The sequence below is a fragment of the Mesorhizobium shangrilense genome (assembly GCF_040537815.1).
GTDB classification, from domain to species: Bacteria; Pseudomonadota; Alphaproteobacteria; order Rhizobiales; family Rhizobiaceae; genus Mesorhizobium; species Mesorhizobium shangrilense.
In genome coordinates, this window is the sequence record NZ_JBEWSZ010000001.1 from 1066919 (window position 1) to 1091364 (window position 24446).

The window sequence follows — 24446 nt, forward strand, 5'->3', positions numbered from 1 at the left end:
AGCCATGTTTGACGTCGGCTGGAGCGAAATGCTGGTGATCGCGGTCGTCATGATCGTGGTCGTCGGGCCAAAGGACTTGCCCAATATGCTGCGCACCTTTGGCCGCACGACGGCGAAGCTGCGGGCCATGGCAGCCGACTTCCAGAGGCAGTTCAACGACGCCTTGAAGGAAGCCGAGCTCGACGACATCAAGAAATCGGTCGACGAACTCAGGGGCCTCAGTCCGGTTGCCGAGATCAAGAAGCAACTCAATCCGTTCGAGCAGGCGGCGGCCGACGTGCGCTCCGGCGTGGATAACATGATGAAGCCGAAGCCGGCGGCGGATCCCGCCGCGCCGGCCGCGTCGACACCGCAGGCCTCCGAGCCGCTAAAGAACGGTGCGACGGCGATGCCAGGCGTCAATGGACCGGATACAACGCCGACTTTCCCGGCAATGACCGACGAGTCCGTGGTGACGGCAGCCGTCGAACAGGCGGCAGCGCCGCAAGAGACGCCCGCGGTGAAAAAAGCGACCAAGGCCACGCCGGCAAAAGCGGAGCCTGCCGCAAAAGCTACCCCGAAGGTTTCCACGGCCGCCACCAAGGCGTCCTCGCCGGCGAAGGCGACGGCCACCAAAGCATCGCCCGCATTGAAAGCACCTGCCGGGGCGGACGCTGCAAAGCCGACGCTGCCGAAAGTCGCGAAGGCGGCCGCGACAAAAGCGGTTGCGGCGAAAACTCCCGCTGTTAAGGCTAAACCGAAATCCGCGGCGGCAAAGAAGCCGGCCACGACTGGCAAGAAGACGGCGGGGGCCGCTAAGTGAGCGTTTCGGACAAGGAAAAGGAAGAGATCGACAAGTCGTCGGCTCCCCTCATCGAACATCTGGTCGAGTTGCGGCGGCGGTTGATCTGGTCGCTCGGCGGTTTCTTCATCGCCTTCCTCGTCTGCTTCTTCTTCGCCAAGAAGCTGTTCAACCTTCTGGTTGTGCCGTTCAAATGGGCAACCAAGTGGGCAGGGCTCGATCCGCACAAGGTCGAGCTGATCTATACGGCGCCGCAGGAGTTCTTCTTCACGCAGGTCAAGCTCGCCATGTTCGGCGGCATGGTCATCGCGTTTCCGCTGATCGCCACGCAGATCTACAAATTCATCGCGCCCGGCCTCTACAAGAACGAACGCAATGCCTTCCTGCCGTTCCTGATCGCTTCGCCAGTCCTGTTCCTGATGGGCGCGTCGCTGGTCTATTTCTTCTTCACGCCGATGGTGATGTGGTTCTTCCTCGCCATGCAGCAGACCGGCACCGATGATCAGGTGCAGATTTCGCTGCTGCCGAAAGTGTCGGAATATCTCAGCCTGATCATGACGCTGATCTTCTCCTTCGGCTTGGTGTTCCAGTTGCCGGTAGTGACCAGCCTGATGACCCGTGTCGGCATGCTGTCGTCCAAGGCGCTGGCCGAAAAGCGCAAATGGGCGATCGTCATCGCCTTCGTCGTGGCGGCGGTGCTGACGCCGCCGGATCCGATGAGCCAGATCGGCCTGGCCATTCCGACGATCCTTCTCTACGAGGTCTCCATCTGGGCCGCGCGGTGGATCGAGCGGGATCAGGAAAAGCAGCGGCTGGCGCGCGAGAAGCAGGACGCCGCGGAAACCGTGGTCGAGAAAGCTTCGGACGAGCCACCGCCACCGGCTGCTTCGTAACAACGACATGGTGGATTGCCCTGTCACGGGGCGTCCGAGACGAGCAAACAGGTTTGGTTGCTCGTCTCCAGGGTTGTTGCGTCCGGAAAAAACCCGAGGCCATCACCCCCTCATCTTGCATAGATCAATGATGCGGTTTACGCCCTCTGGCTGAAACGCATCGCACTCAGGGCGATGCGTTTCAGTTTTGTTTTGAGCGTGTCGTTTCCCCAAAACCGCTGCGCACTTTTGGGCGACACGCTACCGCAGGAGCGTTCAGACCATGCTTGACATCAAATGGATTCGCGACAACCCGAAGACCCTCGTCGAGGCGCTGGTGAAGCGCTCGTGGTCCGTTTCTGAAGCGCAGTCCACGGTAGATGATCTGATCGCCCGGGACGAAGCGCGGCGCGAACACGTCACCGAGCTGCAGATCAAGCAGGAGCGCCGCAACGCCGCCTCGAAAGAGATCGGCAACGCGATGCGTTCGGGCGATGGCGCGCTTGCCGAGAAATTGAAGGCCGAGGTCGGCGAGATCAAGGCATTCATCCAGAATGGCGAGGCGCGGGAACGCGAACTCGACAAGGCGCTGAACGATGCGCTGGCGGTATTGCCCAACGTGCCGCTCGATGACGTTCCCGTAGGCAAGGATGAGCATGACAATGTCGTCAAGCGCGTCGTCGGCGAGGTGCCGACGCGACCGAATTGGGTGAAGGAGCATTTCGAAATCGGCGAAGCGCTGGGCATGATGGATTTCGAGCGGGCGGCGAAGCTTTCCGGCTCGCGCTTTACCGTTCTGAAGAGCGGGCTTGCGCGGATGGAACGCGCGCTCGGCCAGTTTATGCTGGACCTGCATACGACCGAGCACGGCTACGAGGAAATCCAGCCGCCGCTCATGGTGCGTGACGAGGTTCTTTTCGGCACCAACCAGTTGCCGAAGTTCGAGGAGGACCTCTTCTTCACGCCGCATGGCGACGGCAGGCTTGGCCTCATTCCGACCGCCGAGGTGCCGCTCACCAATCTCGTGCGCGAGGAGATCACCGCGCATGAAAAACTGCCGCTGCGCTACACGGCTCTGACACCGTGCTTCCGTTCGGAAGCTGGCTCGGCCGGGCGCGACACACGCGGCATGCTGCGCCAGCACCAGTTCTACAAGGTGGAACTGGTGTCGATCACCGATCAGGAGTCGTCGCTTGCCGAACATGACCGCATGACCGCATGCGCCGAGGAAGTGCTGAAGCGTCTCGGCCTGCCGTTCCGCACCATGGTGCTGTGCACCGGCGACATGGGTTTTGGCGCGCGCAAGACCCATGACATCGAGGTCTGGCTGCCCGGCCAGAACGCCTATCGCGAAATCTCGTCCTGCTCTGTCTGCGGCGATTTCCAGGCGCGGCGCATGGACGCCCGCTACAAGGACAAGGACGGCAAGGGCAACCGTTTCGTCCACACGCTCAACGGTTCCGGCACCGCCGTCGGTCGCGCTCTTATCGCTGTCATCGAAAATTATCAGAATGAGGATGGCAGCGTAACCATTCCTGAAGCGCTGCGGTCTTACATGGGTGGTCTGGAAAAGATCGAAGCGAAATAATGCGTATTCTCCTGACCAATGATGACGGCATCCACGCCGAAGGCCTTGCGTCCCTCGAGCGCATCGCCCGCACGCTGTCCGACGATGTCTGGGTCGTGGCTCCCGAGCAGGACCAGTCCGGTTACGCGCATTCGCTATCGATCTCGGAGCCGCTTCGGCTGAGGAAAATCGGTGAGAAGCACTTTGCCGTGCGGGGAACGCCGACTGACTGCGTCATCATGGGCGTGAAGAAGATCCTGCCGGGAGCGCCCGACCTGATCCTGTCGGGCGTCAATTCCGGCGCCAACATCGCCGACGATGTCACCTATTCGGGCACGGTTGCCGGCGCCATGGAAGGCGCGCTGCTTGGCGTGCGCTCGATCGCGCTCAGCCAGGCCTACAGCTATGTCGGCGAGGATCGCGTGGTCCCCTATGAGACCACCGAGGCGCTGGCGCCGGCGCTGCTGAAGAAGCTTGTCGCCATGCCGCTGCCGGATGGCGTGCTGCTTAACGTCAATTTTCCCAATTGCCTGGCTGAGGAAGTCGTCGGCACGGTCGTCACCTCGCAAGGCAAGCTGGTGCACAGCCTGTGGGTCGACGAGCGGCGCGACGGGCGCGGGCTGCCTTACTACTGGCTGCGCTTCGGCCGGGAGCCTGTCGAGGGCAAGACCGGGACCGACCTTCACGCCATGCGCAGCCGGCTGGTGTCGGTGACGCCGCTGCAACTCGATCTGACTGCCCATGAGATCCGCGATCAACTGACCAAGGCGCTCGCATGAATACAGTGGACGACCGCGAAGGCTTTGCTGCTTTCCTGCTTCGCCTGCGCGGCAGGGGAACGGTGCCCAAGGCGCTCATTGCCGCTTTCGAGGCGACGCCACGGCGCGGTTTCCTCGCCGTACAGTTCCATCCGATCGCCTGGTCGGATCGCATGCTGCCGATCGAGTGCGGCGAGGCGATCGAGGGTGCTGACATGCAGGCGGCGGTCATCGCGGCGCTGGGCATCGAGCCGAGCAACCGCGTGCTCGAGATCGGAACGGGCTCGGGCTACACGGCGGCGGTGATGTCGCGGCTCGCCTCACGGGTCGTCACCGTGGATCGCTACAAGACGCTCACCGAGCAGGCCAGGCAGCGCTTCGAAGCGCTCGGCATCGGCAATGTCATTGCCCGCCAGGCGGATGGCTCGGGCGGATTGGCCAATGAAGGCCCGTTCGATCGCATCGTCGCCTGGGCGGCCTTCGACAGCCTGCCACGCTTCCTGCTCGACCAATTGTCGAGCGGCGGCGTCGTGATCGCGCCGATCGGTCCGGAGGAGGGCGAGCAGGTGCTGGCCAAGCTCACCAAGGTGGGCAGCCGTTTCGAGCGCGAGGACATCGGCCTCGTGCGTCTGCAGCCGATCCTGCGCAGCCTCGCCGCGGTAATCTAAAGTCTCCTGTTCCATCCCGATCCTTGCGAAGGCTGGGTTCCAGCCTTCGACGATATGGGCATGCGCCGAAGCGGCCGAAAATTGGCTGCAAATAGTTTTAAGAAAAATTTCGTCGGATTCTACAGGCTTAACCGACCAGTAACATTAACGCGCTTTAATCATGCACAGGTTGGTACAGAGTATGTGCGGGTTAGTGCGATGCAACTCAGTGTTTTGAAGGCAAACGGTCGCAATCTGGCGAGGGGCTGCGCCGTCTTGATGATTGCGGGTGCCGCGGCAGGGTGCAGTTCCCAGGCGTCGCGGTTCAATGGCGTCGACGACGTCTTTACCTCCTCGACCAATAATCAGCGCAACATCATCAACAAGCAGGATAACAGCCAGCCCTATCCGGGCGATGTTTCTGCTGCTCCGGTAGATGCCATGCCCACGCAGTCGGTGGCCCGGTCCAGTCTGGACCCGGTTTCGTCGCGCCCGCTGCCGCCGCCCACCTCGCCAAATCCGGCGCGCACCGCATCGACGCCGATTGCTGTGCCTCCGGCGCCGCATCTCGACAAGACGGCAACTGGCACCGTCGCTCCGGCAGCCAGGCCGTTCAAAGATGCGCAGCCTGATGCGCCGCGAGTGGCGACTGCCGCCAGTGCGCCGCACGCAACCGAAATTGTTGTCCGGGACGGCGAGACCATCTCCGGCCTGGCGCGGCACTATAACGTGCCCGCCGATGCCATCATCAAGGTCAATGGGCTGAATGCCGCCAAGGGGCTGAGAGCCGGCCAGAAGATCGTCATCCCGGCCTATGCCTATTCGAGCAAGGACTCGACGAAGGTTGCCGATGCAAAACCAGCGAACGGCAAGCACGATCAGCCGGTCAACGCACCTGAGAAAGTGGCCGTGCTGCCGCAGCAGCCAAAGCTGAAGGAAGGCAAGCCGGCCGCGCAGGTGGATGCATCCGCCGCCGCGAACCAGCCGAAAAACGGCAAGGCGCCGCAGATGGCCTCGGCCGCGCCGAAGGGCGCTGGTGGAAGCTATACCGTGCAGCAGGGCGATACGCTGGCGGCAATCGCCCGCAAGACCGGTGTCGGTGTCGTCGCGCTGAAGAATGCCAACGGCATGAAGGATGGCGTGCTCAAGATCGGCCAGACCTTGAAGGTGCCGGCGGGCGGAAATGCCGCCGTTGCCAGCGCCAAGCCGGTAGCTGTCGATCCGGTGACGACCGCCACCACCGCGCCCGCCGCGAAGCCGACCGAGACGCTGGCGTCCTACACTCCGCCGAAGAAGGATGCGAAGGTCATCGCGGCGGCCGAGGACGACGATGTCGTGGCCCCGAACGCCACCGGCATCAGCAAGATGCGCTGGCCCGTTCGTGGCCGCGTGATCTCCAGCTTCGGTGGCGGCAAGGACGGTGTCGACATCGCGGTGCCTGAAGGAACGCCGGTCAAGGCAGCTGAGAACGGCGTCGTCATCTACGCCGGCGACGGCCTCAAGGAATTCGGCAACACGGTTCTGGTGCGCCACGAGAATGGGCTGGTCACGGTCTATGGCCACACCAGCTCGATCGAGGTCCAGCGCGGCCAGAAGGTCAAGCGCGGCCAGGAAATCGCCCTTTCCGGCATGAGCGGCGCGACCGACTCGCCGAAACTGCACTTCGAGGTGCGCAAGAACTCGGCCCCGGTCGATCCGTCGGGCTATCTCGAATAGAAGAAAAAAAGCAATTGCGGGCCGCCTGACCTCCAGTCCGCCCCGCCGGCTCAGCCCGCTCCGCAAGGGGCGGGCTTTTTCAGTTTCCGGATCGGCCTTCAGTCTTTCAGCGGCTTGCCCAGCCGCCCGGCCAGATCCTGCGTGAACTGCCAGGCGACGCGGCCCGAACGGCTGCCGCGTGTCGTCGCCCATTCCAGAGCCTCGGCGCGCAGCGTATCGGGATCCATTGCAAGGCCGTGATGGCGGACGTAGCCGTTGATCATGTCGAGATACTCGTCCTGCGAGCATTTGTGGAAGCCCAGCCACAGGCCGAAACGGTCGGAAAGCGAAACCTTCTCTTCCACCGCCTCCGACGGATTGATGGCGGTTGACCGCTCATTGTCGATCATGTCGCGGGGCAGGAGATGGCGCCGGTTCGACGTGGCGTAGAAGATCACGTTGGCCGGGCGCCCCTCGACACCACCTTCGAGTGCCGCCTTCAGCGACTTGTAGGAGGTGTCGTCATGATCGAAGGACAAGTCGTCGCAAAACAGGATGAACCGGTAGGGCGCTGCCTTCAGCAAGCTCATCAGTCTCGGCAGCGTGTCGATGTCCTCGCGGTGGATCTCGATGAGCTTGAGCGGCAGGTCGGAGTTGGCCTTAGCATTGATCTCGGCATGCACGGCCTTGACCAGCGAGGACTTGCCCATGCCGCGCGCGCCCCACAACAGCACGTTGTTGGCCGCGAAGCCGGCCGCGAAACGCTCGGTATTGTCGACCAGAATGTCACGCACCCGGTCGACGCCGCGGATCAGGCCGATGTCGACGCGGTTGACCTTGCGTACCGGTTCCAGGAAGCCCGGATCGGCTTGCCAAACGAAGCAATCGGCTGTCGCGATGTCGGTTTCCGGCACCGTCGGCGGGGCGAGGCGGGTAACCGCCTCGATCAGGCGGTCGAGCTTCTGATTCAGGGCTTCTATGCTGGTTTCGGTCATTTTTGCGTCTTTTGTCTTGGCTTCCAGAGGGGTGCGACACCGGAACCTACTCGATTCCCGCAGTTTCGAAATCGCTGCCAACCTTTTGTTTGAGCGTGATCTTTTCGCAAAACCGGGCCGCGCTTTTCAGCGTCATGCTCTAACACGGGCCAAGAGCCCGGAAAAGCAGCGTATTTGCCCGGTCCCGCAGTTGCATTGACAACTTTACCGACTATATTCCGGCCAAATTTCATGGGCGCCGCCCAGCGGCTCTTTTCAAAATTCAGGAGTAATTCGATGTCCGGCACCTCTCCCGATATGCTGATAAGCATTTTGCCGTTTGTCCTGATTTTCGTGATCATGTATTTTCTCATCATCCGGCCGCAGCGCACCCAGTTGAAGAAGCGCGGCGAGATGCTGGCGGCGGTGCGCCGCGGCGATACGGTGGTTACCGGTGGCGGCTTCATCGGCAAGGTGACCAAGGTGATCGACGACAGTGAGCTCGAGATCGACCTGGGCGGCGGCACCAAGGTGACCGCGCTGCGCTCGACACTCGCCGATGTGCGGGTCAAGGGTGAGCCGGTGGCGAACCAGAACGCCAAGAAGTAACTGAATTGTCGGCGGGACGATCCGCCAGCATGCCCTGACGGACGATGCCATATGTTGTATTTTTCGCGCTTCAAGATGATCCTGATCTGGCTGGCCGTGGCCGTCACAGTGATCCTCGCTGCGCCCAATGTCATACCTGCGAACGTGCTGGCCCAGCTTCCGAGTTGGGTGCCGAAGCGCCAGATGACGCTTGGCCTGGATCTTCAGGGCGGCTCGCACATCCTGCTCGAGATGAATCAGAACGATCTGATCAAGGATCGGCTGGAGACGACCCGCGACGAAATCCGCACACTGCTGCGCGATGCCAAGATCGGTTACACCGGCCTCGCCGGCACGGGCCGGACCCTGCAGGTCCGCATCACCGATCCCGCTCAGCTCGATGCGGCCAAGACAGCGTTGAAGTCGTTGACCGAGCCTGTCGCGGCCGGCCTCTTCACCGGTGGCTCCATTCAGGAAATGACGCTCGACGATTCCGCGCCCGGCCTGCTCAAGTTCACCTTCACCGATGCCGGCATCAAATACCGTACATCGACGGCGTTGACGCAGTCGATCGAAGTGGTTGAGCGCCGCGTCAACGAACTCGGCACGACTGAGCCCATTGTTCAGCGGCAGGGCGATGACCGCATCCTGGTTCAGGTGCCTGGCCTGCAGGACCCGCAGCGGCTGAAGGAGATTCTCGGCCAGACGGCGAAGCTGACCTTCCAGATGGTCGATCAGTCCATGCCGGTGCAGGATGCGCTGAAAGGCCGCCCGCCTGCCGGTTCGTCGGTGCTGTATTCGCAGGACGATCCGCCGGTTCCGTATCTGATCGAGAACCGGGTCATCGTATCCGGCGAAAACCTCGTCGATGCCCAGGCGACATACAATTCGCAGAACAATGAGCCGGTCGTCTCGTTCCGCTTCGATTCGAAGGGCGCCTCGCGCTTCGGCCAGGCCACGGCTCAGAATGTCGGCAAGCTGTTCGCGATCATCCTCGACAATCAGGTGATTTCGGCGCCGCAGATCCGCGAGCCGATCCTTGGCGGTACAGGTCAGATTTCCGGCAACTTTACCGCCCAAAGCGCAAACGACCTCGCCGTTCTGCTGCGCGCCGGCGCGCTGCCCGCGACATTGACGGTGATCGAGGAGCGTACCGTTGGTCCGGGCCTCGGGCAGGATTCCATCCATGCCGGCAAGGTCGCCGGCATCATCGGCTCGATCCTCGTCGTCGCGTTCATGTTCGTGGCCTATGGCTATCTCGGCTTCCTTGCCAACATCGCGCTGGCGGTGCACGTGGCGATGATCGTGGCGCTGCTGTCGTTGCTGGGCGCAACCCTGACCTTGCCTGGCATCGCCGGTATCGTGCTGACCATCGGCATGGCCGTGGATTCCAACGTCCTGATCTATGAACGTATACGTGAAGAGCGACGAAACGGGCGATCGGTGATCCAGGCCATCGATACCGGCTTCTCGAAGGCCTTGGCCACGATCGTCGACTCCAATGTCACGTCGCTGATTGCGACAGTGGTGCTGTTCTATCTCGGCACCGGGCCGGTGAAGGGCTTTGCCATCACCTTCGCCATCGGCATCCTGACCACCGTGTTCACCGCCTTCACCTTTACCCGCCTGCTGGTGTCGATCTGGCTGCGCCGGGCGCGTCCCAAGGAATTGCCGCGGGCGCCGGTCACCTTCATTCCGCCTGGTACGAAGATCCCGTTCATGGGCATCCGCCGCTGGACATTCGCACTCTCGAGCGTGCTTTCGATCCTGTCGGTCGTGCTGTTCATGACCGTCGACATCAACTACGGCATCGACTTCAAGGGTGGCTCGCTCATTGAAGTGCAATCGAAGGTCGGCGATGCCAATCTCGGTGACATCCGCAGCCGGCTGACCGAGCTCAATATCGGCGAAGTGCAGGTGCAGCAGTTCGGGACTCCAAACGACGTGCTGATCCGGGTGGGTGCGCAAGGCGGCGGCGAGAATGCCGAACAGAGCGTCATCGACAAGGTGCGTGGCGAACTGCAGAACAATTATGATTTCCGCCGCGTTGAGGTGGTGGGACCGACCGTGTCTGGCGAACTCGCCAAGCAAGGCACGATCGCCATGCTGATCGCTCTGCTCGGCATCCTGATCTATGTCTGGTTCCGCTTCGAATGGCAGTTTGCCGTCGGCGCCATCGTCGCCACGGTCCACGATGTGGTCATGACGCTCGGTTTCTTCGTCATTACCGGGCTTGAATTCAACCAGTCATCGCTGGCGGCGATCCTCACCATCATCGGCTATTCGCTGAACGATACGATCGTGGTCTATGACCGCGTTCGAGAGGATCTGCGAAAATACAAGCGAATGCCGCTGCCACAACTCTTGAACAACGCCATCAACGAAACGCTGTCCAGAACGACGCTGACGTCCGTGACGACCATCTTGGCGCTGCTGGCGCTGGTGCTGTTCGGCGGCGAGGTGATCCGTTCGTTCACGATGGCGATGCTGTTTGGCGTCATCTTCGGCACCTACTCGTCGATCTTCATCGCCGCGCCGTTGCTGATCCTGTTCAAGCTGCGGTCTTCATCGGGAACGGCGGACGAGAAGACGCCGGCAGGCAAAGCGGTCGCGACCTGACGCGCGGCGCCGGAGGCGGATGATCAAGGGATGGCCAAGGGCATCGTCATCCGCGAGGCGCATTTTCCCGGTCGCGCGCCGATCGAAGCCTATGGCAATGGCGGTTTCCGCTTTGCCGATATGTCGCATCGCGGTTCCCTGTTGTGCCTGCCGTCGGGCATCCATGGTTGGGAGCCGGCCGATCCGGCTGCGCTGACAGTGGCGGATTTCGACAGACTGCTGGCTGAGGCCCGCAATGTCGAGATCCTGCTGGTCGGGATGGGTAGGGATCTGCGGCCATTGCCGGCTGCATTGCGCGCCGCGCTGAAAAGCGCCGGCATCGCGTCCGATCCGATGTCGACGGGCGCCGCGGTGCGGACATACAATGTCCTCCTGGCCGAGGATCGCGCCGTGGCCGCCGCACTTATCGCCGTCGACTGACATGGCCGATAACGCCAAGATCGTCATGGAGGCGGTGCGCGCCGCCGACCACGACCGTTACCTCTGCGCGCTCTACGCGCCTGAAGACAAGCGCGACGCCCTGTTGTCGCTCTATGCGTTCAATGCCGAGATTGCCGGCGTCCGAGACCGCATCCACGAAGCCCTGCCGGGCGAGGTTCGCCTGCAATGGTGGCGCGATGTCATTGCCGCCGCCGGAGAGGCTGGCGCCGGCAATCCGGTCGCCGAAGCCTTGAACGCCACCATTGCTGCCTCCAACCTGCCGAAACCGGCCTTCGAGAACATGCTCGAAGCGCGTATCTTCGACCTCTACGACGACCCGATGCCGTCGCGCACCGATCTGGAAGGTTATTGCGGCGAGACGGCAGCGGCGCTCATCCAGCTTGCAGCCATGGTGCTCGATCCCGTCGAAGCACCACGGTTTGCGGAGCTGGCGGGAAGGGCCGGCTGCGCGCAAGCGATGACCGGCTTGCTGCTTCTCTTGCCGCTGCACCGCAAACGCGGCCAATGTTTCGTGCCGGCCGACATTCTGGCGGCGGTGGGGTCATCGCCGGAGGAATTTGTCGCTGGCGATGGCGGACCCGGCGCCGGTGGCGCGGTGGCCGCGATGATCGCACTGGCGCGGGAGCATTTTTCCGCCTTCGAACAGGGGGCATCGGCATTGCCGGCTTCGCTGCGTCCGGCGTTCCTCCCGCTTGCCCTTTCGCGGACCTATCTCGCGATAATGGAACGGCCGGGCCACTCGCCACTTGCCGGCGTCGCCCGGCTTTCGGCGTTGCGCCGACATTGGCTGCTGTTGCGTCGCGCGTCGAAGGGATGGCCCATACGTTGACGTAAACGTCAATCATGCTAGGATTCTCCGGATCAAGAATGCAGCCGAAGACGCTGCCGGTCCCGAGGAGATGCCTGTCCATGAGCTTGCCCGTCCTAGTCGCGATTGTCGTCTTCGGCATAGCGTTGTCGGTCGCCGCCGTACATTTCACTGGCGGCAGCAAGACAGCAACACTCATTGGCGCGGATCATGCAATGAGCCGCTTCGCCGATGATTTTCCAGATGAACTGGTCGCATCGGTCCGGTTGACCCAGGACAACAGGACGGCGTTTCTCGATCTCGGGCGAGGGCGCACCGGCCTCGTCCACAGTGTCGGCGATTGTTTTCTGACGCGCATCGTCACGTCCGCCGATATCCTGGCGTTGAACGCCGTCGACGCACGGTCGATTTCCGTGCGACTTGCCGATTTCACCTGGAAGGGCGGGCAGTTTGTTTTCCGCAGCGCGGATGACGCCGACGCGGTGATGGCCGAACTCAAGCCACAGGTCTCGAACCAGGTCAGGAAGGCCGCGTGATGGAGAGCTACAATTTTCCGCAAGTGACCCAGCTTGCCATCCCGTTCTTCGTCGCGGCGATCCTGATCGAGCTGTGGCTGGTGCGCACGGGTCGTGCCAGAGGCTCGTTCGAAACCCGCGATACGCTGACCAGCCTGATGATGGGCACCGGCAATGTCGTCGCCGGTTTGCTGCTCGGCGTCGTGTCCTACTGGGCGCTGCTGTGGCTGTGGCAATTCCGCTTCTTCAATCTTGGCCTGTCGGTGTGGGTGTTCCTTGCCGCCTTCCTGCTCGATGACCTGCGCTACTATGTCTACCATCGCATCGCGCACCGGGTGCGCTGGGTGTGGGCCGAGCACGTCAACCATCACACCAGCCAGCACTACAACCTATCGACGGCGCTGCGGCAGAGCTGGACGAGCCTGTTCACCTTCATGTTCGTGCTGCAGGCGCCACTGGTGCTGCTCGGTTTCCACCCGGCGGTGATCGCCTTCACCTTCGGCTTCAATCTCGTCTGGCAGTTCTGGATACACACGGAAACCATCGGCAAAATGTGGGGCTGGTTCGAATTCATCTTCAACACGCCGTCGCACCACCGCGTTCACCACGCCACCAACCCGCGCTATCTCGACACCAACTTCGCCGGCACGCTGATCATCTGGGATCGCATGTTCGGCACTTTCGTCGAGGAATTGGAGGAGGATCGGCCACGCTATGGCATCGTCAAGAACATAGGCACCTTCAACCCGCTGAAAGTGGCGTTTCATGAATGGATCGGCATGTTCGCGGATGCTTTCGCACCCGGCTTGACGTTGCGCGAACGCCTCAACTACCTGATCAAGCCACCCGGCTGGAGCCATGACGGCTCGCGTGAGACCTCGGAGACGCTGAAGGCCGGTTATGTGCGGAGAAATCCGTCAGAGTCGGGGAAGCCGGGATTGCCGACGGTAGGTGCGGAGCCGGCGGAGTGAGAAGGTTCGCTACGGCTAAGAAGGGTCGCTCGAACCACTATCGCGCATCAGCGTCTCAAAGTCGCGACCGCCGTAGAAGATGTTGACGATCCGCACGAGATCATTGGTGACAACATAGGCAATGACAGCGGAGTGCTCGAACGGAACGGTTCGCAGTCCGGCGCAATGTCATCGCGTGGTCGACCGCCACGAGGCGCGTTGCCGATGCTTCCGCATCGCACTCTGATTCGATCGAGAAATTGGTTGGCGATGCTTTCGCTTCCGCTACGGTCAAGGATGTAAGCGGCGATTGAATCTAAGTCGGCGATCGCACCTTCGCTAAGAACGATGGCGAGACGCTGAATCATCGCTTTCTCGCTAGCTCCGAGATCCTGTTTTTAACTCGTGCAATCGCCTCATCCAGCGGAACATCCGGCCTTGCGTCTTCGAGCGACGCCTTAACCCGCGTCCTGATCGACGCCATGCGCTCCGCGTGTTCTTCTTCTTCGCGCTGGAAGGCGCGAAGTGCAGCGCGGATGACCTCGCTCGCGGACCCAAAGGAGCCGTCCTCGACTTTCTCGCGGATCATGCGGGCCATGGCGGGCGTGACGGTGACGGACAGTTTCTCGGCGGATTCCACGGGAATCTCCTTCCAGCACAAAGTAGGATAGTATCCTACTTTGCGCCAAGGGTCCAATCAGAAGGGGAGATCTCTATTCCGCTGCTTCCGCTGTTTGCGCCGGCAGCCCCAGCCATTCCCTGCAATCGGCCCGCGCGCGTGATGTGATGGCGTGCCGCTTGGCGACGGTCTTGTCCTTGCCGCGCAGGCGCTTGCCTTCTGTCTTCGGCGCCTCAACAGGCGGGAACAGGCCGAAATTGACATTCATCGGCTGGAACGAGCGTTTTCCCGGTTCGTCGTCGGAGACGATGTGGCCACCGGTGATGTGGTTGAGCAGGGCACCGAAGGCCGTGGTCAAGGGCGGCAGCGACGGTGCGTGTCCAAGCCGCTCGGCGGCCGCGAAGCGCCCGGCGAGCAGGCCGATCGCGGCACTTTCGACATAACCCTCACAGCCGGTGATCTGTCCGGCGAAGCGCAGGCCTGGGCGCGATTTCAGCTGCAGCGAAGCGTCGAGCAGCGTCGGCGAATTGATGTAGGTGTTGCGGTGCAGGCCGCCGAGGCGGGCGAAGTCGGCATTTTCCAGGCCCGGAATGGTGCGGAAGATGCGGACCTGTTCGGCGTGCTTCAGCTTGGTCTGGAAACCAACCATGTTGTAGAGCGTGCCCAGCGCATTGTCCTGCCGCAGTTGGACGACAGCATAAGCCTTGACCGTTGGGTTATGCTGGTTGGTCAGGCCCATAGGCTTCATCGGCCCGTAGCGCAGTGTCTCGACGCCGCGCTCGGCCATGATCTCGATCGGCAGGCAGCCGTCGAAATAGGGCGTGCCTTCCCATTGCTTGAATTCGGTTTTCTGGCCGTCGACAAGCGCCTGCACGAAGGCAAGGTACTGGTCCTTGTCCATCGGGCAGTTGATGTAGTCCTTGCCGGTGCCGCCCGGTCCGACCTTGTCGTAGCGCGACTGGAACCAGCAAATGTTCATGTCGATCGTGTCGAAATGCACGATCGGCGCGATGGCGTCGAAGAAAGCGAGCGCGTCGGCGCCAGTCGCTTCCGCAATTGATTGTGCAAGCGAAGGCGCCGTCAGTGGACCGGTGGCGATGATGGCTTGATCCCACTCGGCCGGCGGCAGGCCCGGCATTTCCTCGCGCTGGATGGTGATCAGCGGATGCGCCTCCAGCCTTTTGGTCACCGCTTCGGAAAATCCGTCGCGGTCGACGGCCAGCGCGCCGCCAGCCGGCACCTGGTGCGCATCGCCGGCGCTCATGATCAGCGAACCGGCCAGCCGCATTTCGGCGTGCAGGAGGCCGACCGCGTTGTTTTCGGCGTCGTCGGAGCGGAACGAATTGGAACAGACGAGTTCGGCCAAGCTATCGGTCTTGTGCGCGTCGGTGCCGCGAACGGGGCGCATTTCATGCAGCACGACGGGAACGCCGGCTTGCGCCGCCTGCCATGCGGCTTCGGAACCGGCGAGCCCGCCGCCGACGATATGGATTGGATTTTTGCTCATGAGCGCCGGAATAATCGCTTGCGGCCACGATTGCAATTGTCGCGCGGCGGTGACGGGAAACGCTTGGTTGGAAAGCCTGCCCTGGAAACAACAACGCCCGCCGGGGGAGGAGGTCCGGCAGGCGTCGTTTTGGTGGTCAGCCCTCGGGAGGAGGTGAGGGCCGACCGTATTCGTCATTGCCGGGGAGGAGGTCGGCTTTGACGAAATCTCTTTCGCGTTTTGAAAAGGGGCGAAACCCTTTGGGAAACAACGCCCGCCGCGGGAGGAGGTGCGGCGGGCGCCGTTTGGGTGGCCAACCCTCGGGAGGAGGTGAAGGTTGGGCCTATTCGTCATCGCCGGGGAGGAGGTCGGCTTTGACGAAATTCTTTTCGCGGTTTGAAAGGAGCGAAACCTTTTTCGGGAAACAACGCCCGCCGCGGGAGGAGGTGCGGCGGGCGCCGTTTTGGTGGTCAACCCTCGGGAGGAGGATAAGGGCTGACCGTCTTCGTCAGGGTCGGGGAGGAGGTCGACCCCAGCGAAATTCCTTTGTTAGATCGCCTGCCTCGCGATGATCTTGATCTCGTCGCGGACGATGCCAAGGTCATGCAGCTGACGGTTGGACAGACGACCCAGCTCGGTAACCGTCTCGCGATAAACGCGCCAGTTACGATAGTTGCGGATCAGGTTCATTGTCGTTCTCTTTTTCAAAACTGGTTCGGACCATTTGCGGTCCGAAGAATTAGACCGCCTTGCGAGCGACGTAAGGAATGTCGCTGCGGCTGATGCCGAGGTCGGTCAGTTCACGGTTGCTCAGGCGGCTCAGCTCGGAAACGGTGTCCCGATAGCGGCGCCAGTTGCGATAGTTGCGGATCAAGTTCATGATATTTCTCGTTTCGTCTTTCTTCCGGATCATTCCGTCTTTGTGTACGAAGCATAGATAGGCGGGCCCATATCGATTTAAAAGCGCTATTGGCGCATGGCAGCAATGCAAATTGTGCAATGCAACATTAATATGCTTTCACGCCGTCGACACAAAGAAACCCGAATCGGAAAAAGACGTGACGTCAACGGCTTGGCCGGGTCGGTTGAATAACTGACCAAGAAGGGGGAGAAAGCGATGGCGAGCTATTCGACACGGGTCAGAACGGACATTGCGCGATGGGTGCAGGCCGGCCTGATCGACGCGCCGACGGCCGACGCGCTCGCACGCGACGTCGAGGCCAATGACCGCAAGTCGCTCAGCTTCGGTTCTATCCTCGCTATGATGGCCGCCTTGCTGTTTGGCGCGGCGATCCTGATTTTCGTCGCGGCAAACTGGGAAGCCATCCCACGTCTCGGCCGCGTGGCGGCACTGTTCGCCATCATTCTTGGCGGCTATGTCGGCGGCGCTGTGCTGAAGACGCGCGATCATGCGGCAATCGGCGAAGCGCTGTGGATCATCGCCGCGGCGGCCTTCGGCGGCTCGATCGCGCTGATTGGCCAGATGTATCATTTTTCCGGCGATGAATCGTCGGCGGTGGTCACCTGGGGCGTCGGCACCGCGCTTGCGGCCGTTGCCTTGCGCTCCAATCCCCTGACTGTCGCGGCAGTAGGCATTGCCGATGCATGGCTGTTCCTGGAAGGGTTTGACTATTTCCGGAGCAGGGATTTTCCGCATCCTTTCATCGCCATGGCGCTGGTGCTGTTCGCGATCTCTTTCTGGACCCGCAGCCAGGCGGCCCGGCACCTGATCATCCTGTCGGTCATCTTCTATGTGGTCATGCTGGTGACGAACCACGACACGCTGCAGATCGCCGTCCCGCTTGTGCTGGCGTCGGTGGCGCTGTTCGCGGCTGCGGTGCTTGCGCCGGAGCGGGTGGACAAGATCGTCCAGCTTGGCGGGCGGTTGCCCTTGCATACGCTGCTCGGCTTTCTGACCGGGCTGGCGATGATCCAGTTCGAACTGGCTGATAAAAGCACTTACGATGGCGGGTTTGCCATTGCGTCAGCCATTGCGCTGGCCGGCATCGCCGCGGCAATCGTGCTGGCAGGGCGGGAAAGCCGCGCCTTGCGCTGGCTTGCCTATGCCGGCTTCGCCTTCGAACTCGCCATCATCTATGTGGTGACCTTGCAGTCGATGCTGGATACGGCGGGTTTCTTCCTTGCGGCGGCCGTGCTTCTGGGCATTCTTGCCCTCATCATCATACGCATCGAGAAACGCATGAAGGGCCCAGCCGTTCAGGGAGCAACAGCGTGATGACCGGGAAAAGATTGATCATCTCGGCGCTGGTGCTGTCGATCATCCAGATCGGCTTCCTGAGCTGGATCATCGGCGGCCGGGCGGCGATCCTGCGCAACGGCAAGGAAGTGCTGCTGAAGGTCGAGCCGATAGACCCGCGCGACCTTCTGCGTGGCGACTACATTCTTCTTGGCTATGACATTTCCCGCATACCGGTGAAGCTGATCGCCAACATCCCCGCGGGCAAGCTGACCGCCGACGAAACATCTCTCGTGGTCAGATTGAAGAAGGGCGCTGACGGCTATTGGCAGGCAACGACAGCGTGGTTCGGGCAGGCGCCGTCGCCCGCCGGCCCCGACGAAGCCGATATCGTCGGCAAGGTCGCTTCCGGCTGGGGCCTCGATCCGAACGCCACGATCGCCCCCGACTACGGCATAGAGCGGTTCTATCTGCCGGAGGGCGAGGGAATGCCGATCCAGAACGACATGCGGGTGCGGCCGTTCGGGATTCGCGTTGCGCTTGCCGCTAACGGCACTGCGCAGATCAAGGCGCTGATGGATGGCGACAAGACGCTGTTCGAGGAGCCGCTTTATTAGAATAGGACGCGACTGAAGGGCCTGCCGTCAGCCATGGTCGATGACCTTCCTTGGGCCAGAACTTGCAAAGCTGAGCGAATGGTCGCCGGCCAGGTTTTCCAAGGCAAGATTCCCGGGAAATTGCCGCTGCCCAGGGTTGATCAGAGCAGCTTTCTGCGAAGCAGGCCAAAGTCGGCGAGGCGCAGGAGTCTGGTTTTGTCGGCCATGAATTTGTCGAATGCGGCGTCAAAATCGTTCCCCACGGCCCGCCATTCGTCTTTCAATGCGCGAACGCGTCGGGCGCGCAGCCAGTTCTTTATCTTCGCGGCAATCCCGGCAGGCTTCAAGATGACACCGCAGCCATAATCGGCATCCACTGTGAAGTAGTCGAGATTCGGATTGCCCAGCACGAAATCGATATAAGCCTTGTATGTCACTCCGCACCACTCGCCGGGGACATGGCTGGGATTGGCTGTAGCTCGATTTGGGGGCAGGCAGTCATGCACAACCACGGCGCCCCCGGGCGAGACCAGGCGGAAAGCTTCCTGGATATCCCGCGCCGAGCATTCGTATGTGTGGTGCGGGTCAACGAATACAATGCCGAACGTCCGGCCCTTCAGCCGCGCGTCATCGAGGCACGCAGAAATATCGTCATCCGCGGAGGTGAAATCGACAGGGAGGCCATCCGGCGGCGATTCCGTTGCTCGATACACCAGGCGCATGCAGGGCTGGAAATCCATTTGCGATGCTTCCGCGTACCTGTAGCCGGTGGTGCTCGTGGTGATCTCGAGGTAGCTCGTGAGACCGAAACGAATCGAGAGCAGTCCACAGATGTGCGCCTTGTTCCAGTATTCAAGCGTCATCGTTGTCCGCCGTTTCTTGGGCAAATGAGTTGATCTCATTGCCGGCCATCTCTCAAGCGGTCGATCAGCTGGATTCTGACAGGCGCACGGCTGCCCCGGGCAGGGGCAGGGTCAAGGCTCTGAAGAGGTAACGCGAAGTCGCCAAGCTGTGGCACTGGTGCGGATGAAGGGACTCGAACCCCCACGCCTTTCGGCACTGGAACCTAAATCCAGGGCGTCTACCAGTTCCGCCACATCCGCATGGAACGGCAATCCCACGTAGCCATCATTCTGTCAATGTCGGGGGCAATATGACAGCCGCCAGCGAAAACGCGAAGATGGTTGAAAATTAGCCTAGCCTGTGACAAAAGGCGTGTCGAATGTGACGGGACGCGACGATCCGCTTCTGCAGAATGTGATAAGAAGTAGGAAAAACAAAGACTTAATCACATTTTGGAGCGCAATTTGGGAGGATTTGAGCCGTATTTCCGGTCAAATCGCCAGGTTCCGTACCAAAAGCCATTCCCGGCAAGAATATACCGGCAGGCAGTAAACGGCAGGAGCCGTTTGGCAGCCTCATTGGTGAAAACAAAGGTTCTACTATGCAGGTCACCGAAACCCTCAATTCCGGTCTCAAGCGCGAGATCAAGATCACCGTGCCGGCCGGTGACATGGAGGCCAAGCTGATGGCGCGGCTTTCCGACGCCAGGAACAAGGTCCGCATCAACGGCTTCCGCCCCGGCAAGGTGCCGGTGCAGCACCTGCGCAAGGTCTACGGCAAGTCGTTCATGGCCGAAGTCGTCAACGAGATCCTCAATGATTCGACCCGTTCGATCATTTCGGGTCGCGGCGAAAAAGCCGCCATGCAGCCCGAAGTCATCATGACCGAGGACGAGAAGGAAGCCGAGAAGATCTTGGCTGGCGGCGTCGATTTCGAATTCCGCCTGAACTACGAGATCATCCCGGCCATCGAGATCAAAGATTTCTCCGACATCAAGGTGACCCGTCAGGTGTTCGACGTGCCGGATACCGAGATCGACGAGCAGGTTCAGCGCGTCGCCGAATCGGCACGCAGCTATGAGCCGAAGACCGGCAAGGCCGCCGAAGGCGACCGCGTCACGATCGACTATGTCGGCAAGATCGACGGTGAAGCCTTCAATGGCGGCGCTGGCACGGACCAGCCGCTTGTCCTGGGCTCCAAGGAGTTCATCCCTGGCTTCGAGGATCAGCTCGTCGGCGCCAAGGCCGGCGACGAGAAGCAGGTCACCGTGACCTTCCCAGAAAATTACCAGGCGGCGCATCTCGCCGGCAAGGAAGCCACCTTCGACGTCACCGTCAAGGAAGTCTCCCAGCCCGGCGCGCTCGAAATCAACGACGAGACCGCGAAGAATCTCGGCCTGGAGTCGCTGGAACGCCTGCGCGACGTGGTGCGTGGCCAGATCGAGAACCAGTTCGGCGCCATGACGCGCCAGAAGGTCAAGCGTCAGTTGCTCGACCAGCTCGATGCGTCCTACTCGTTCGAAGCGCCGTCGAAGCTCGTTGAAGCCGAGTTCAACAACATCTGGGCCCAGGTCAATCGCGATCTGGAAGCAGCCGGCCGGACCTTCGCCGACGAAGAGACGACGGAAGAAGAGGCTCGCGCCGAGTATCTGCGCCTCGCCGAACGCCGCGTGCGCCTCGGCCTGGTTCTGGCCGAAATCGGCGAGAAGGCCGGCGTTACCGTCTCCGATGAAGAGCTGCAGCGTGGCCTTTTCGAGCAGGTGCGCCGCTATCCGGCCAACCAGCAGCAGGAAGTCTTCGAGTTCTATCGCAGCAACCCCGAAGCGCTGAACACGCTGCGCGCGCCGATGTTCGAGGAGAAGGTTGTCGACCATCTGCTCGGCCAGATCTCCGTCACCGACGTCAAGGTCAGCAAGGAAGAGCTGATGGCTGACGACGAGGAGGCCGAAACCACCGCCAAGGCGAAGCCGGCCAAGAAGGCTGCGTCGAAAAAGGCAGAGGCAAAGGCTAGCGACGACAAGGCTAGCGACGACAAGGCAAGCGACGACAAGGCTGGCGACGGCGCGGAAGAGCCCAAGAAGAAGGCCGCGCCGAAGAAAAAAGCCGCCAAGGACGCCGAATAAGAACGATTTTCCAATGAATTGAGGAAGGCCGCCCTTGAGGCGGCCTTTTTCGTTGCGAAACTGCAACAGCTGACTCGCTTACGGACGGCTGCAATGGCGATACGAAGCTTTGATCATTATCTTCGATGAATGCGGAGTGCGGGGTTGGAGGGATCGTTGAGGCTGTTCTTCGACATGGGGTTCACTGTTGCGGCGGCGCTTCTTCTTGCTGGCGCATGCGGCGTTGCGCATGCCGACGCTGCTGCTGTTGGCGACTGGCGTTTCGCCAAGGACGGCGATGGTCTGGTCACGGCATCGCTTTATGCCACGAACAAGCTGATCACCGGCGGCGGCGCCTTGAGCTACAGCCCCGTGCTGACCATTGCTTGCCGTTCTGACGGCGAGCCGCGCTGGACCGAATGGCTGCAACTGAACGAAGCCGTCTCCGCCAGCCGCAAGATCACCGTGACGGTTGCCATCGACAGTCGCGGCAGGTTCGATGAAAGCTGGTCCGTCGGTCCGCGCGGCAGGATGCTGGTGCGGGACGGCGCCGATGGCGTCAAACGCCTGGTTTCAGCACGCCGGCTCCTGCTTTCGTGGCGCTTCGGGCTGCTTTCGGGGCGCGGTCAGGCTGATTTCGACCTTGCCGGCTTTGACGAGGCCGTCGGCCAGATTGCCGGGAGCTGCAAGACTGATTCACCGTGATCTGTCGTCGCTGGTTGCGGTCTTTGCTTGCAGGCCCCGAGATGCTCATCCTGGCTCGGGCGCCTTTGGCATCACGCTGCTGGTCGAGGCTCCCTTAGCCTTTCGATCATCTACGGAACTCTGCAACAAGGACCTCTGAAATGCCCACGCATCCCGGCTTTCTCGATTTTCCCGCAGATCTGCCCGGCGGCGTGCAACCGCGCATCGTGCTGTTCGGCGCGCCGCATGGTAGCACCTATCCCGGCGCCGATCCTTCGGGTTTCGCCGGCGCGGCGGCGGCCATCCGGGCTGCCAGCCAGGGCGATACGCAGTTCCTCGACAGCTGGGACTTCGACCTTGGCGGCCCGCTTTTCGAGAGTGGTGGGCCTTGCTGCGTCGATGCCGGCGACCTGCCCACCTCTGCCCTCGACAATGCCGGAAATCGCAAGCTGATCGAAGACAAGACGCGCGCCATCCTCGCCGCCGGCGCCACACCGGTGATGATCGGCGGCGATGATTCCGTGCCCATTCCCTTCATCGCCGGCTTTGCCGATCATGGGCCAATCTGGATCCTGCAGATCGATGCCCATATCGACTGGCGCGACGAACGTTATGGCGAGCCCCTGGGCTATTCCAGCACCATGCGCCGGGCGAGCGAAATGCCGCATGTCGCCGGCATCGTGCAGGCGGGAATACGGGGCGTTGGCAGTGCCAGGCCCTTGGAAGTCGAGACGGCCAGGCGCTGGGGGGCGCATCTCGTCACGGCGCGGGAGATTCACGCCGAGGGTATCGAAGCCGCCCTCAGGCACATACCCATGGGCGCGCACGTCGTCGTGACCCTCGACTGCGACGGGCTCGATCCCAGCGTGATGCCGGGCGTCGCCGGCCGCGCGCCCGGCGGGCTGACCTATCAGCAGGCGATCGGACTGATCGAGGGGGTGAGCCAGCGCGGAAGCCTTGCCGGCTTCGACCTGATTGAATTCCAGACGTCCGCCGATATCGACGGCGTCACGGCGCTCACCGCCGCGCGCCTTCTCGTCAATGCGATTGGGCGTATCGTCAGGCAGGTTTGAACCGGTAACCGGCGCGAGCACCTTCACGACGGGCGCGAGTAGCCTCGGCGTGATCTGCTCAAAGGGGCAAGGGCCAAAGCGCTGTCAGATCAGCAGCAGGCCCTTCATGCTCGAATAGCCTTTCTTGCCGATGATGATGTGGTCGTGGACGGAGATGCCCAGCCGCTTGCCGGCATCGATGATTTCCTTGGTCATCTCGATGTCGGCACGCGAGGGCGTCGGGTCGCCCGACGGATGGTTGTGCACCAGGATGATCGCCGTGGCCGACAGTTCAAGCGCACGCTTGACGACTTCCCGGGGATAGACCGGCGTGTGATCGACCGTGCCGACCTGCTGCACCTCGTCGGCGATCAGAGCGTTTTTCTTGTCGAGGAACAGAATGCGGAACTGCTCGCGCTGCTCGAAGGCCATGGCCGAGCGGCAATAGTCGAGAACCTGCGTCCATGACGACAGGAGTTCACGGCCCAGGATCTCGCTGCGCGCCATGCGCTGTGCCGTCGCCGCCACAACCTTCAGGTCGAGTGCTACCGCTGGCCCGATGCCCTTGACCTCCTGCAGCAGGCCGACGGGCGCGCCAAGCACCTCGGCCAGCGTGCCGAAGCGCGCCAGCAATGCCTTGGCGACCGGCTTGGTATCCGCGCGCGGGATCAGCCGAAAAAGCAGGAGTTCCAGAAGCTCGTAGTCGGGCAGGGCGTCCGGGCCGGCGCTGGCAAAGCGCTCGCGCAAGCGGTCGCGATGGCCGAGATAGTGCGGCTTTTCCTCGATCGCCGAGGCCTTTGCCGGCGGTCGGATCGGTGCTTCGGAGAAGAAACTCCGTTCGTCGTCGCTCATCGTCCCCATTGCCGCTCGTGTTCACCCCAGGCGCAGATATTAGTCTGGTAGCGCTGGGCGGTCGAGCCCCGCTTGGTGACAACAAGGCCGGTGACGATCAGGGTCCGGTTGGGCCTGGTCTCTGGAGTTTTTCCACGACCTCCGGACCAAGCATCTTTTCGGCGTATTCAACGAGGAGCCGTATGGCTTCGCTCGCAGTCAGGTCATCGCTGCGGCCTCGTCTCAGCCACAGGCCGTCGATCAGCGCGGCAACGCCATTGGTGAAGTGATCAAGCTGGGCGGCCGAGAGAATGTTGGCGAGCGCCGACGCCAGGTTCGACCGAAGCCGGCGGTAGAAAAGCTGCTGGAGCATGGCATATCGTTCATTCGACGCTGCCGCCGCGTAAAACGAGCTCCAGGCGTTGGCGGTGTTGGCGACGTAGTGCTCTTCGGGAAAATTGCCTTCAAAGATTGCCTTGAGTCGTTCCCAGTTCGAATTCGCCCGGCGCAGTCGTGTCACCACATCGTCCATCAGCAAGCGGTTGGCGTAGCGAACCATTTCGAACAGGACTTCTTCCTTGTTCTTGAAATAGTAGGTCAGGATTCCCTGCGACATCCCTGCCTCCCGGCAGATGCGCGTGGTCGTCAGGCCATTCAATCCGTCCGTCAGGAACACCCTGTGCGCCGCCTCGATGAGCTCGATGCGCCTGATATCCTCGATGCGGGTTTTTGTCTTGGGGGCAGCGGATTGCATGGCTTCTGTGTACACTACCAGAATTTTGTACGCTCTAACAATTTATTATATTGACAAAAAATACCTGC

The 24446-nt window shown here is 61.7% G+C and carries 26 protein-coding genes, 1 tRNA gene and 1 pseudogene; 17 read left to right on the forward strand and 11 right to left on the reverse strand.

Annotated features, from left to right (window positions below; translation table 11 throughout):
• The first annotated feature begins 4 nt into the window (after nt 1-4).
• The 6 genes from tatB (at nt 5) to ABVQ20_RS05495 (ending at nt 6341) form a co-directional block, all read left to right on the forward strand.
• A complete protein-coding gene (gene tatB / locus ABVQ20_RS05470) occupies nt 5-802 on the forward strand; it encodes a Sec-independent protein translocase protein TatB (RefSeq protein WP_354458534.1) in 798 nt (265 codons plus the stop codon).
• Entirely contained in the window at nt 799-1674 is an 876-nt protein-coding gene (gene tatC, locus ABVQ20_RS05475; protein WP_354458535.1) for a twin-arginine translocase subunit TatC, read from the forward strand. Before tatB ends, tatC begins: the two co-directional genes overlap by 4 nt.
• Nucleotides 1675-1936: 262 nt before the next feature.
• Complete coding sequence (gene serS, locus ABVQ20_RS05480; RefSeq protein WP_354458536.1) at nt 1937-3241, forward strand: serine--tRNA ligase; 1305 nt, start codon at nt 1937-1939, stop codon at nt 3239-3241.
• A complete protein-coding gene (gene surE, locus ABVQ20_RS05485; RefSeq protein ID WP_354458537.1) occupies nt 3241-3999 on the forward strand; it encodes a 5'/3'-nucleotidase SurE in 759 nt (252 codons plus the stop codon). Before serS ends, surE begins: the two co-directional genes overlap by 1 nt.
• Entirely contained in the window at nt 3996-4646 is a 651-nt protein-coding gene (locus ABVQ20_RS05490) for a protein-L-isoaspartate(D-aspartate) O-methyltransferase (RefSeq protein WP_354458538.1), read from the forward strand. Before surE ends, ABVQ20_RS05490 begins: the two co-directional genes overlap by 4 nt.
• A gap of 198 nt (nt 4647-4844) precedes the next feature.
• On the forward strand, nt 4845-6341 hold the full coding sequence (locus tag ABVQ20_RS05495) for a peptidoglycan DD-metalloendopeptidase family protein (protein ID WP_354458539.1): 1497 nt from the start codon (nt 4845-4847) through the stop codon (nt 6339-6341).
• A 98-nt stretch (nt 6342-6439) separates the two neighbouring features.
• Here ABVQ20_RS05495 and ABVQ20_RS05500 read toward each other — a convergent pair whose 3' ends face one another.
• Nucleotides 6440-7315 (reverse strand): ATP-binding protein, encoded by an 876-nt coding sequence (locus tag ABVQ20_RS05500; RefSeq protein WP_354458540.1) that lies wholly within the window; start codon nt 7313-7315, stop codon nt 6440-6442.
• On the reverse strand, nt 7312-7656 hold the full coding sequence (locus tag ABVQ20_RS05505; protein ID WP_354462264.1) for a hypothetical protein: 345 nt from the start codon (nt 7654-7656) through the stop codon (nt 7312-7314). Before ABVQ20_RS05505 ends, ABVQ20_RS05500 begins: the two co-directional genes overlap by 4 nt.
• Here ABVQ20_RS05505 and yajC point away from each other — a divergent pair.
• From yajC to ABVQ20_RS05535, 6 genes are all read left to right on the forward strand, one after another.
• The gene (gene yajC / locus ABVQ20_RS05510) at nt 7592-7903 is read left to right on the forward strand and encodes a preprotein translocase subunit YajC (protein WP_354458541.1); all 312 of its coding nucleotides are present in this window, start codon (nt 7592-7594) and stop codon (nt 7901-7903) included. The two genes, ABVQ20_RS05505 and yajC, sit on opposite strands and share 65 nt — an antisense overlap.
• A 51-nt stretch (nt 7904-7954) precedes the next feature.
• Complete coding sequence (gene secDF, locus ABVQ20_RS05515; RefSeq protein ID WP_354458542.1) at nt 7955-10501, forward strand: protein translocase subunit SecDF; 2547 nt, start codon at nt 7955-7957, stop codon at nt 10499-10501.
• Between the two features lie 30 nt (nt 10502-10531).
• Nucleotides 10532-10921, forward strand: a complete 390-nt coding sequence (locus ABVQ20_RS05520) for an Mth938-like domain-containing protein (RefSeq protein WP_354458543.1) — start codon at nt 10532-10534, stop codon at nt 10919-10921.
• Nucleotide 10922: 1 nt separating this feature from the next.
• Nucleotides 10923-11771, forward strand: coding sequence for a phytoene/squalene synthase family protein (locus ABVQ20_RS05525; protein WP_354458544.1), 849 nt, complete (start codon nt 10923-10925; stop codon nt 11769-11771).
• 80 nt (nt 11772-11851) lie between these two features.
• A complete protein-coding gene (locus ABVQ20_RS05530) occupies nt 11852-12286 on the forward strand; it encodes a hypothetical protein (protein WP_354458545.1) in 435 nt (144 codons plus the stop codon).
• Nucleotides 12286-13236 carry a sterol desaturase family protein gene (locus tag ABVQ20_RS05535; RefSeq protein WP_354462132.1) on the forward strand — a complete coding sequence of 317 codons (951 nt, stop codon included), beginning with the start codon at nt 12286-12288 and terminating at the stop codon, nt 13234-13236. Before ABVQ20_RS05530 ends, ABVQ20_RS05535 begins: the two co-directional genes overlap by 1 nt.
• Before the next feature lie 15 nt (nt 13237-13251).
• On the opposite strand, the pseudogene ABVQ20_RS05540 reads toward ABVQ20_RS05535, so the two are convergent.
• The 5 genes and pseudogenes from ABVQ20_RS05540 to ABVQ20_RS05560 all read right to left on the reverse strand — a co-directional run bounded on the left by ABVQ20_RS05540 (nt 13252) and on the right by ABVQ20_RS05560 (nt 16200).
• Nucleotides 13252-13583: pseudogene (locus ABVQ20_RS05540) on the reverse strand (type II toxin-antitoxin system RelE/ParE family toxin).
• Nucleotides 13580-13855 (reverse strand): type II toxin-antitoxin system ParD family antitoxin, encoded by a 276-nt coding sequence (locus tag ABVQ20_RS05545; protein WP_354458546.1) that lies wholly within the window; start codon nt 13853-13855, stop codon nt 13580-13582. Before ABVQ20_RS05545 ends, ABVQ20_RS05540 begins: the two are co-directional and overlap by 4 nt.
• A gap of 73 nt (nt 13856-13928) precedes the next feature.
• Complete coding sequence (gene trmFO / locus ABVQ20_RS05550) at nt 13929-15341, reverse strand: methylenetetrahydrofolate--tRNA-(uracil(54)-C(5))-methyltransferase (FADH(2)-oxidizing) TrmFO (RefSeq protein WP_354458547.1); 1413 nt, start codon at nt 15339-15341, stop codon at nt 13929-13931.
• Between the two features lie 528 nt (nt 15342-15869).
• Nucleotides 15870-16010, reverse strand: a complete 141-nt coding sequence (locus ABVQ20_RS05555) for a DUF1127 domain-containing protein (RefSeq protein WP_013531314.1) — start codon at nt 16008-16010, stop codon at nt 15870-15872.
• 49 nt (nt 16011-16059) lie between these two features.
• Complete coding sequence (locus ABVQ20_RS05560; RefSeq protein ID WP_013531315.1) at nt 16060-16200, reverse strand: DUF1127 domain-containing protein; 141 nt, start codon at nt 16198-16200, stop codon at nt 16060-16062.
• Between the two features lie 237 nt (nt 16201-16437).
• Between ABVQ20_RS05560 and ABVQ20_RS05565 the strand changes: the two genes are divergently transcribed.
• Nucleotides 16438-17556, forward strand: coding sequence for a DUF2157 domain-containing protein (locus tag ABVQ20_RS05565; protein ID WP_354458548.1), 1119 nt, complete (start codon nt 16438-16440; stop codon nt 17554-17556).
• Entirely contained in the window at nt 17553-18134 is a 582-nt protein-coding gene (locus ABVQ20_RS05570) for a GDYXXLXY domain-containing protein (protein WP_354458549.1), read from the forward strand. Before ABVQ20_RS05565 ends, ABVQ20_RS05570 begins: the two co-directional genes overlap by 4 nt.
• 140 nt (nt 18135-18274) lie before the next feature.
• Here ABVQ20_RS05570 and ABVQ20_RS05575 read toward each other — a convergent pair whose 3' ends face one another.
• Complete coding sequence (locus ABVQ20_RS05575) at nt 18275-18976, reverse strand: class I SAM-dependent methyltransferase (protein WP_354458550.1); 702 nt, start codon at nt 18974-18976, stop codon at nt 18275-18277.
• A gap of 155 nt (nt 18977-19131) precedes the next feature.
• Nucleotides 19132-19216 (reverse strand) — tRNA-Leu (locus ABVQ20_RS05580).
• 341 nt (nt 19217-19557) lie between these two features.
• Between ABVQ20_RS05580 and tig the strand changes: the two genes are divergently transcribed.
• The 3 genes from tig (at nt 19558) to ABVQ20_RS05595 (ending at nt 22814) form a co-directional block, all read left to right on the forward strand.
• A complete protein-coding gene (gene tig, locus ABVQ20_RS05585; protein ID WP_354458551.1) occupies nt 19558-21078 on the forward strand; it encodes a trigger factor in 1521 nt (506 codons plus the stop codon).
• Between the two features lie 156 nt (nt 21079-21234).
• Nucleotides 21235-21762: a hypothetical protein gene (locus ABVQ20_RS05590; RefSeq protein WP_354458552.1), complete on the forward strand. Its 528-nt coding sequence runs from the start codon at nt 21235-21237 to the stop codon at nt 21760-21762.
• Nucleotides 21763-21902: 140 nt separating this feature from the next.
• A complete protein-coding gene (locus tag ABVQ20_RS05595) occupies nt 21903-22814 on the forward strand; it encodes an arginase family protein (RefSeq protein ID WP_354458553.1) in 912 nt (303 codons plus the stop codon).
• Nucleotides 22815-22898: 84 nt separating this feature from the next.
• Here the strand turns inward: ABVQ20_RS05595 and radC are convergent, their stop codons facing one another.
• The gene (radC, locus tag ABVQ20_RS05600; protein ID WP_354458554.1) at nt 22899-23654 is read right to left on the reverse strand and encodes a RadC family protein; all 756 of its coding nucleotides are present in this window, start codon (nt 23652-23654) and stop codon (nt 22899-22901) included.
• A gap of 88 nt (nt 23655-23742) precedes the next feature.
• Nucleotides 23743-24378, reverse strand: a complete 636-nt coding sequence (gene betI, locus ABVQ20_RS05605) for a transcriptional regulator BetI (RefSeq protein ID WP_354458555.1) — start codon at nt 24376-24378, stop codon at nt 23743-23745.
• Between the last annotated feature and the right edge of the window lie 68 nt (nt 24379-24446).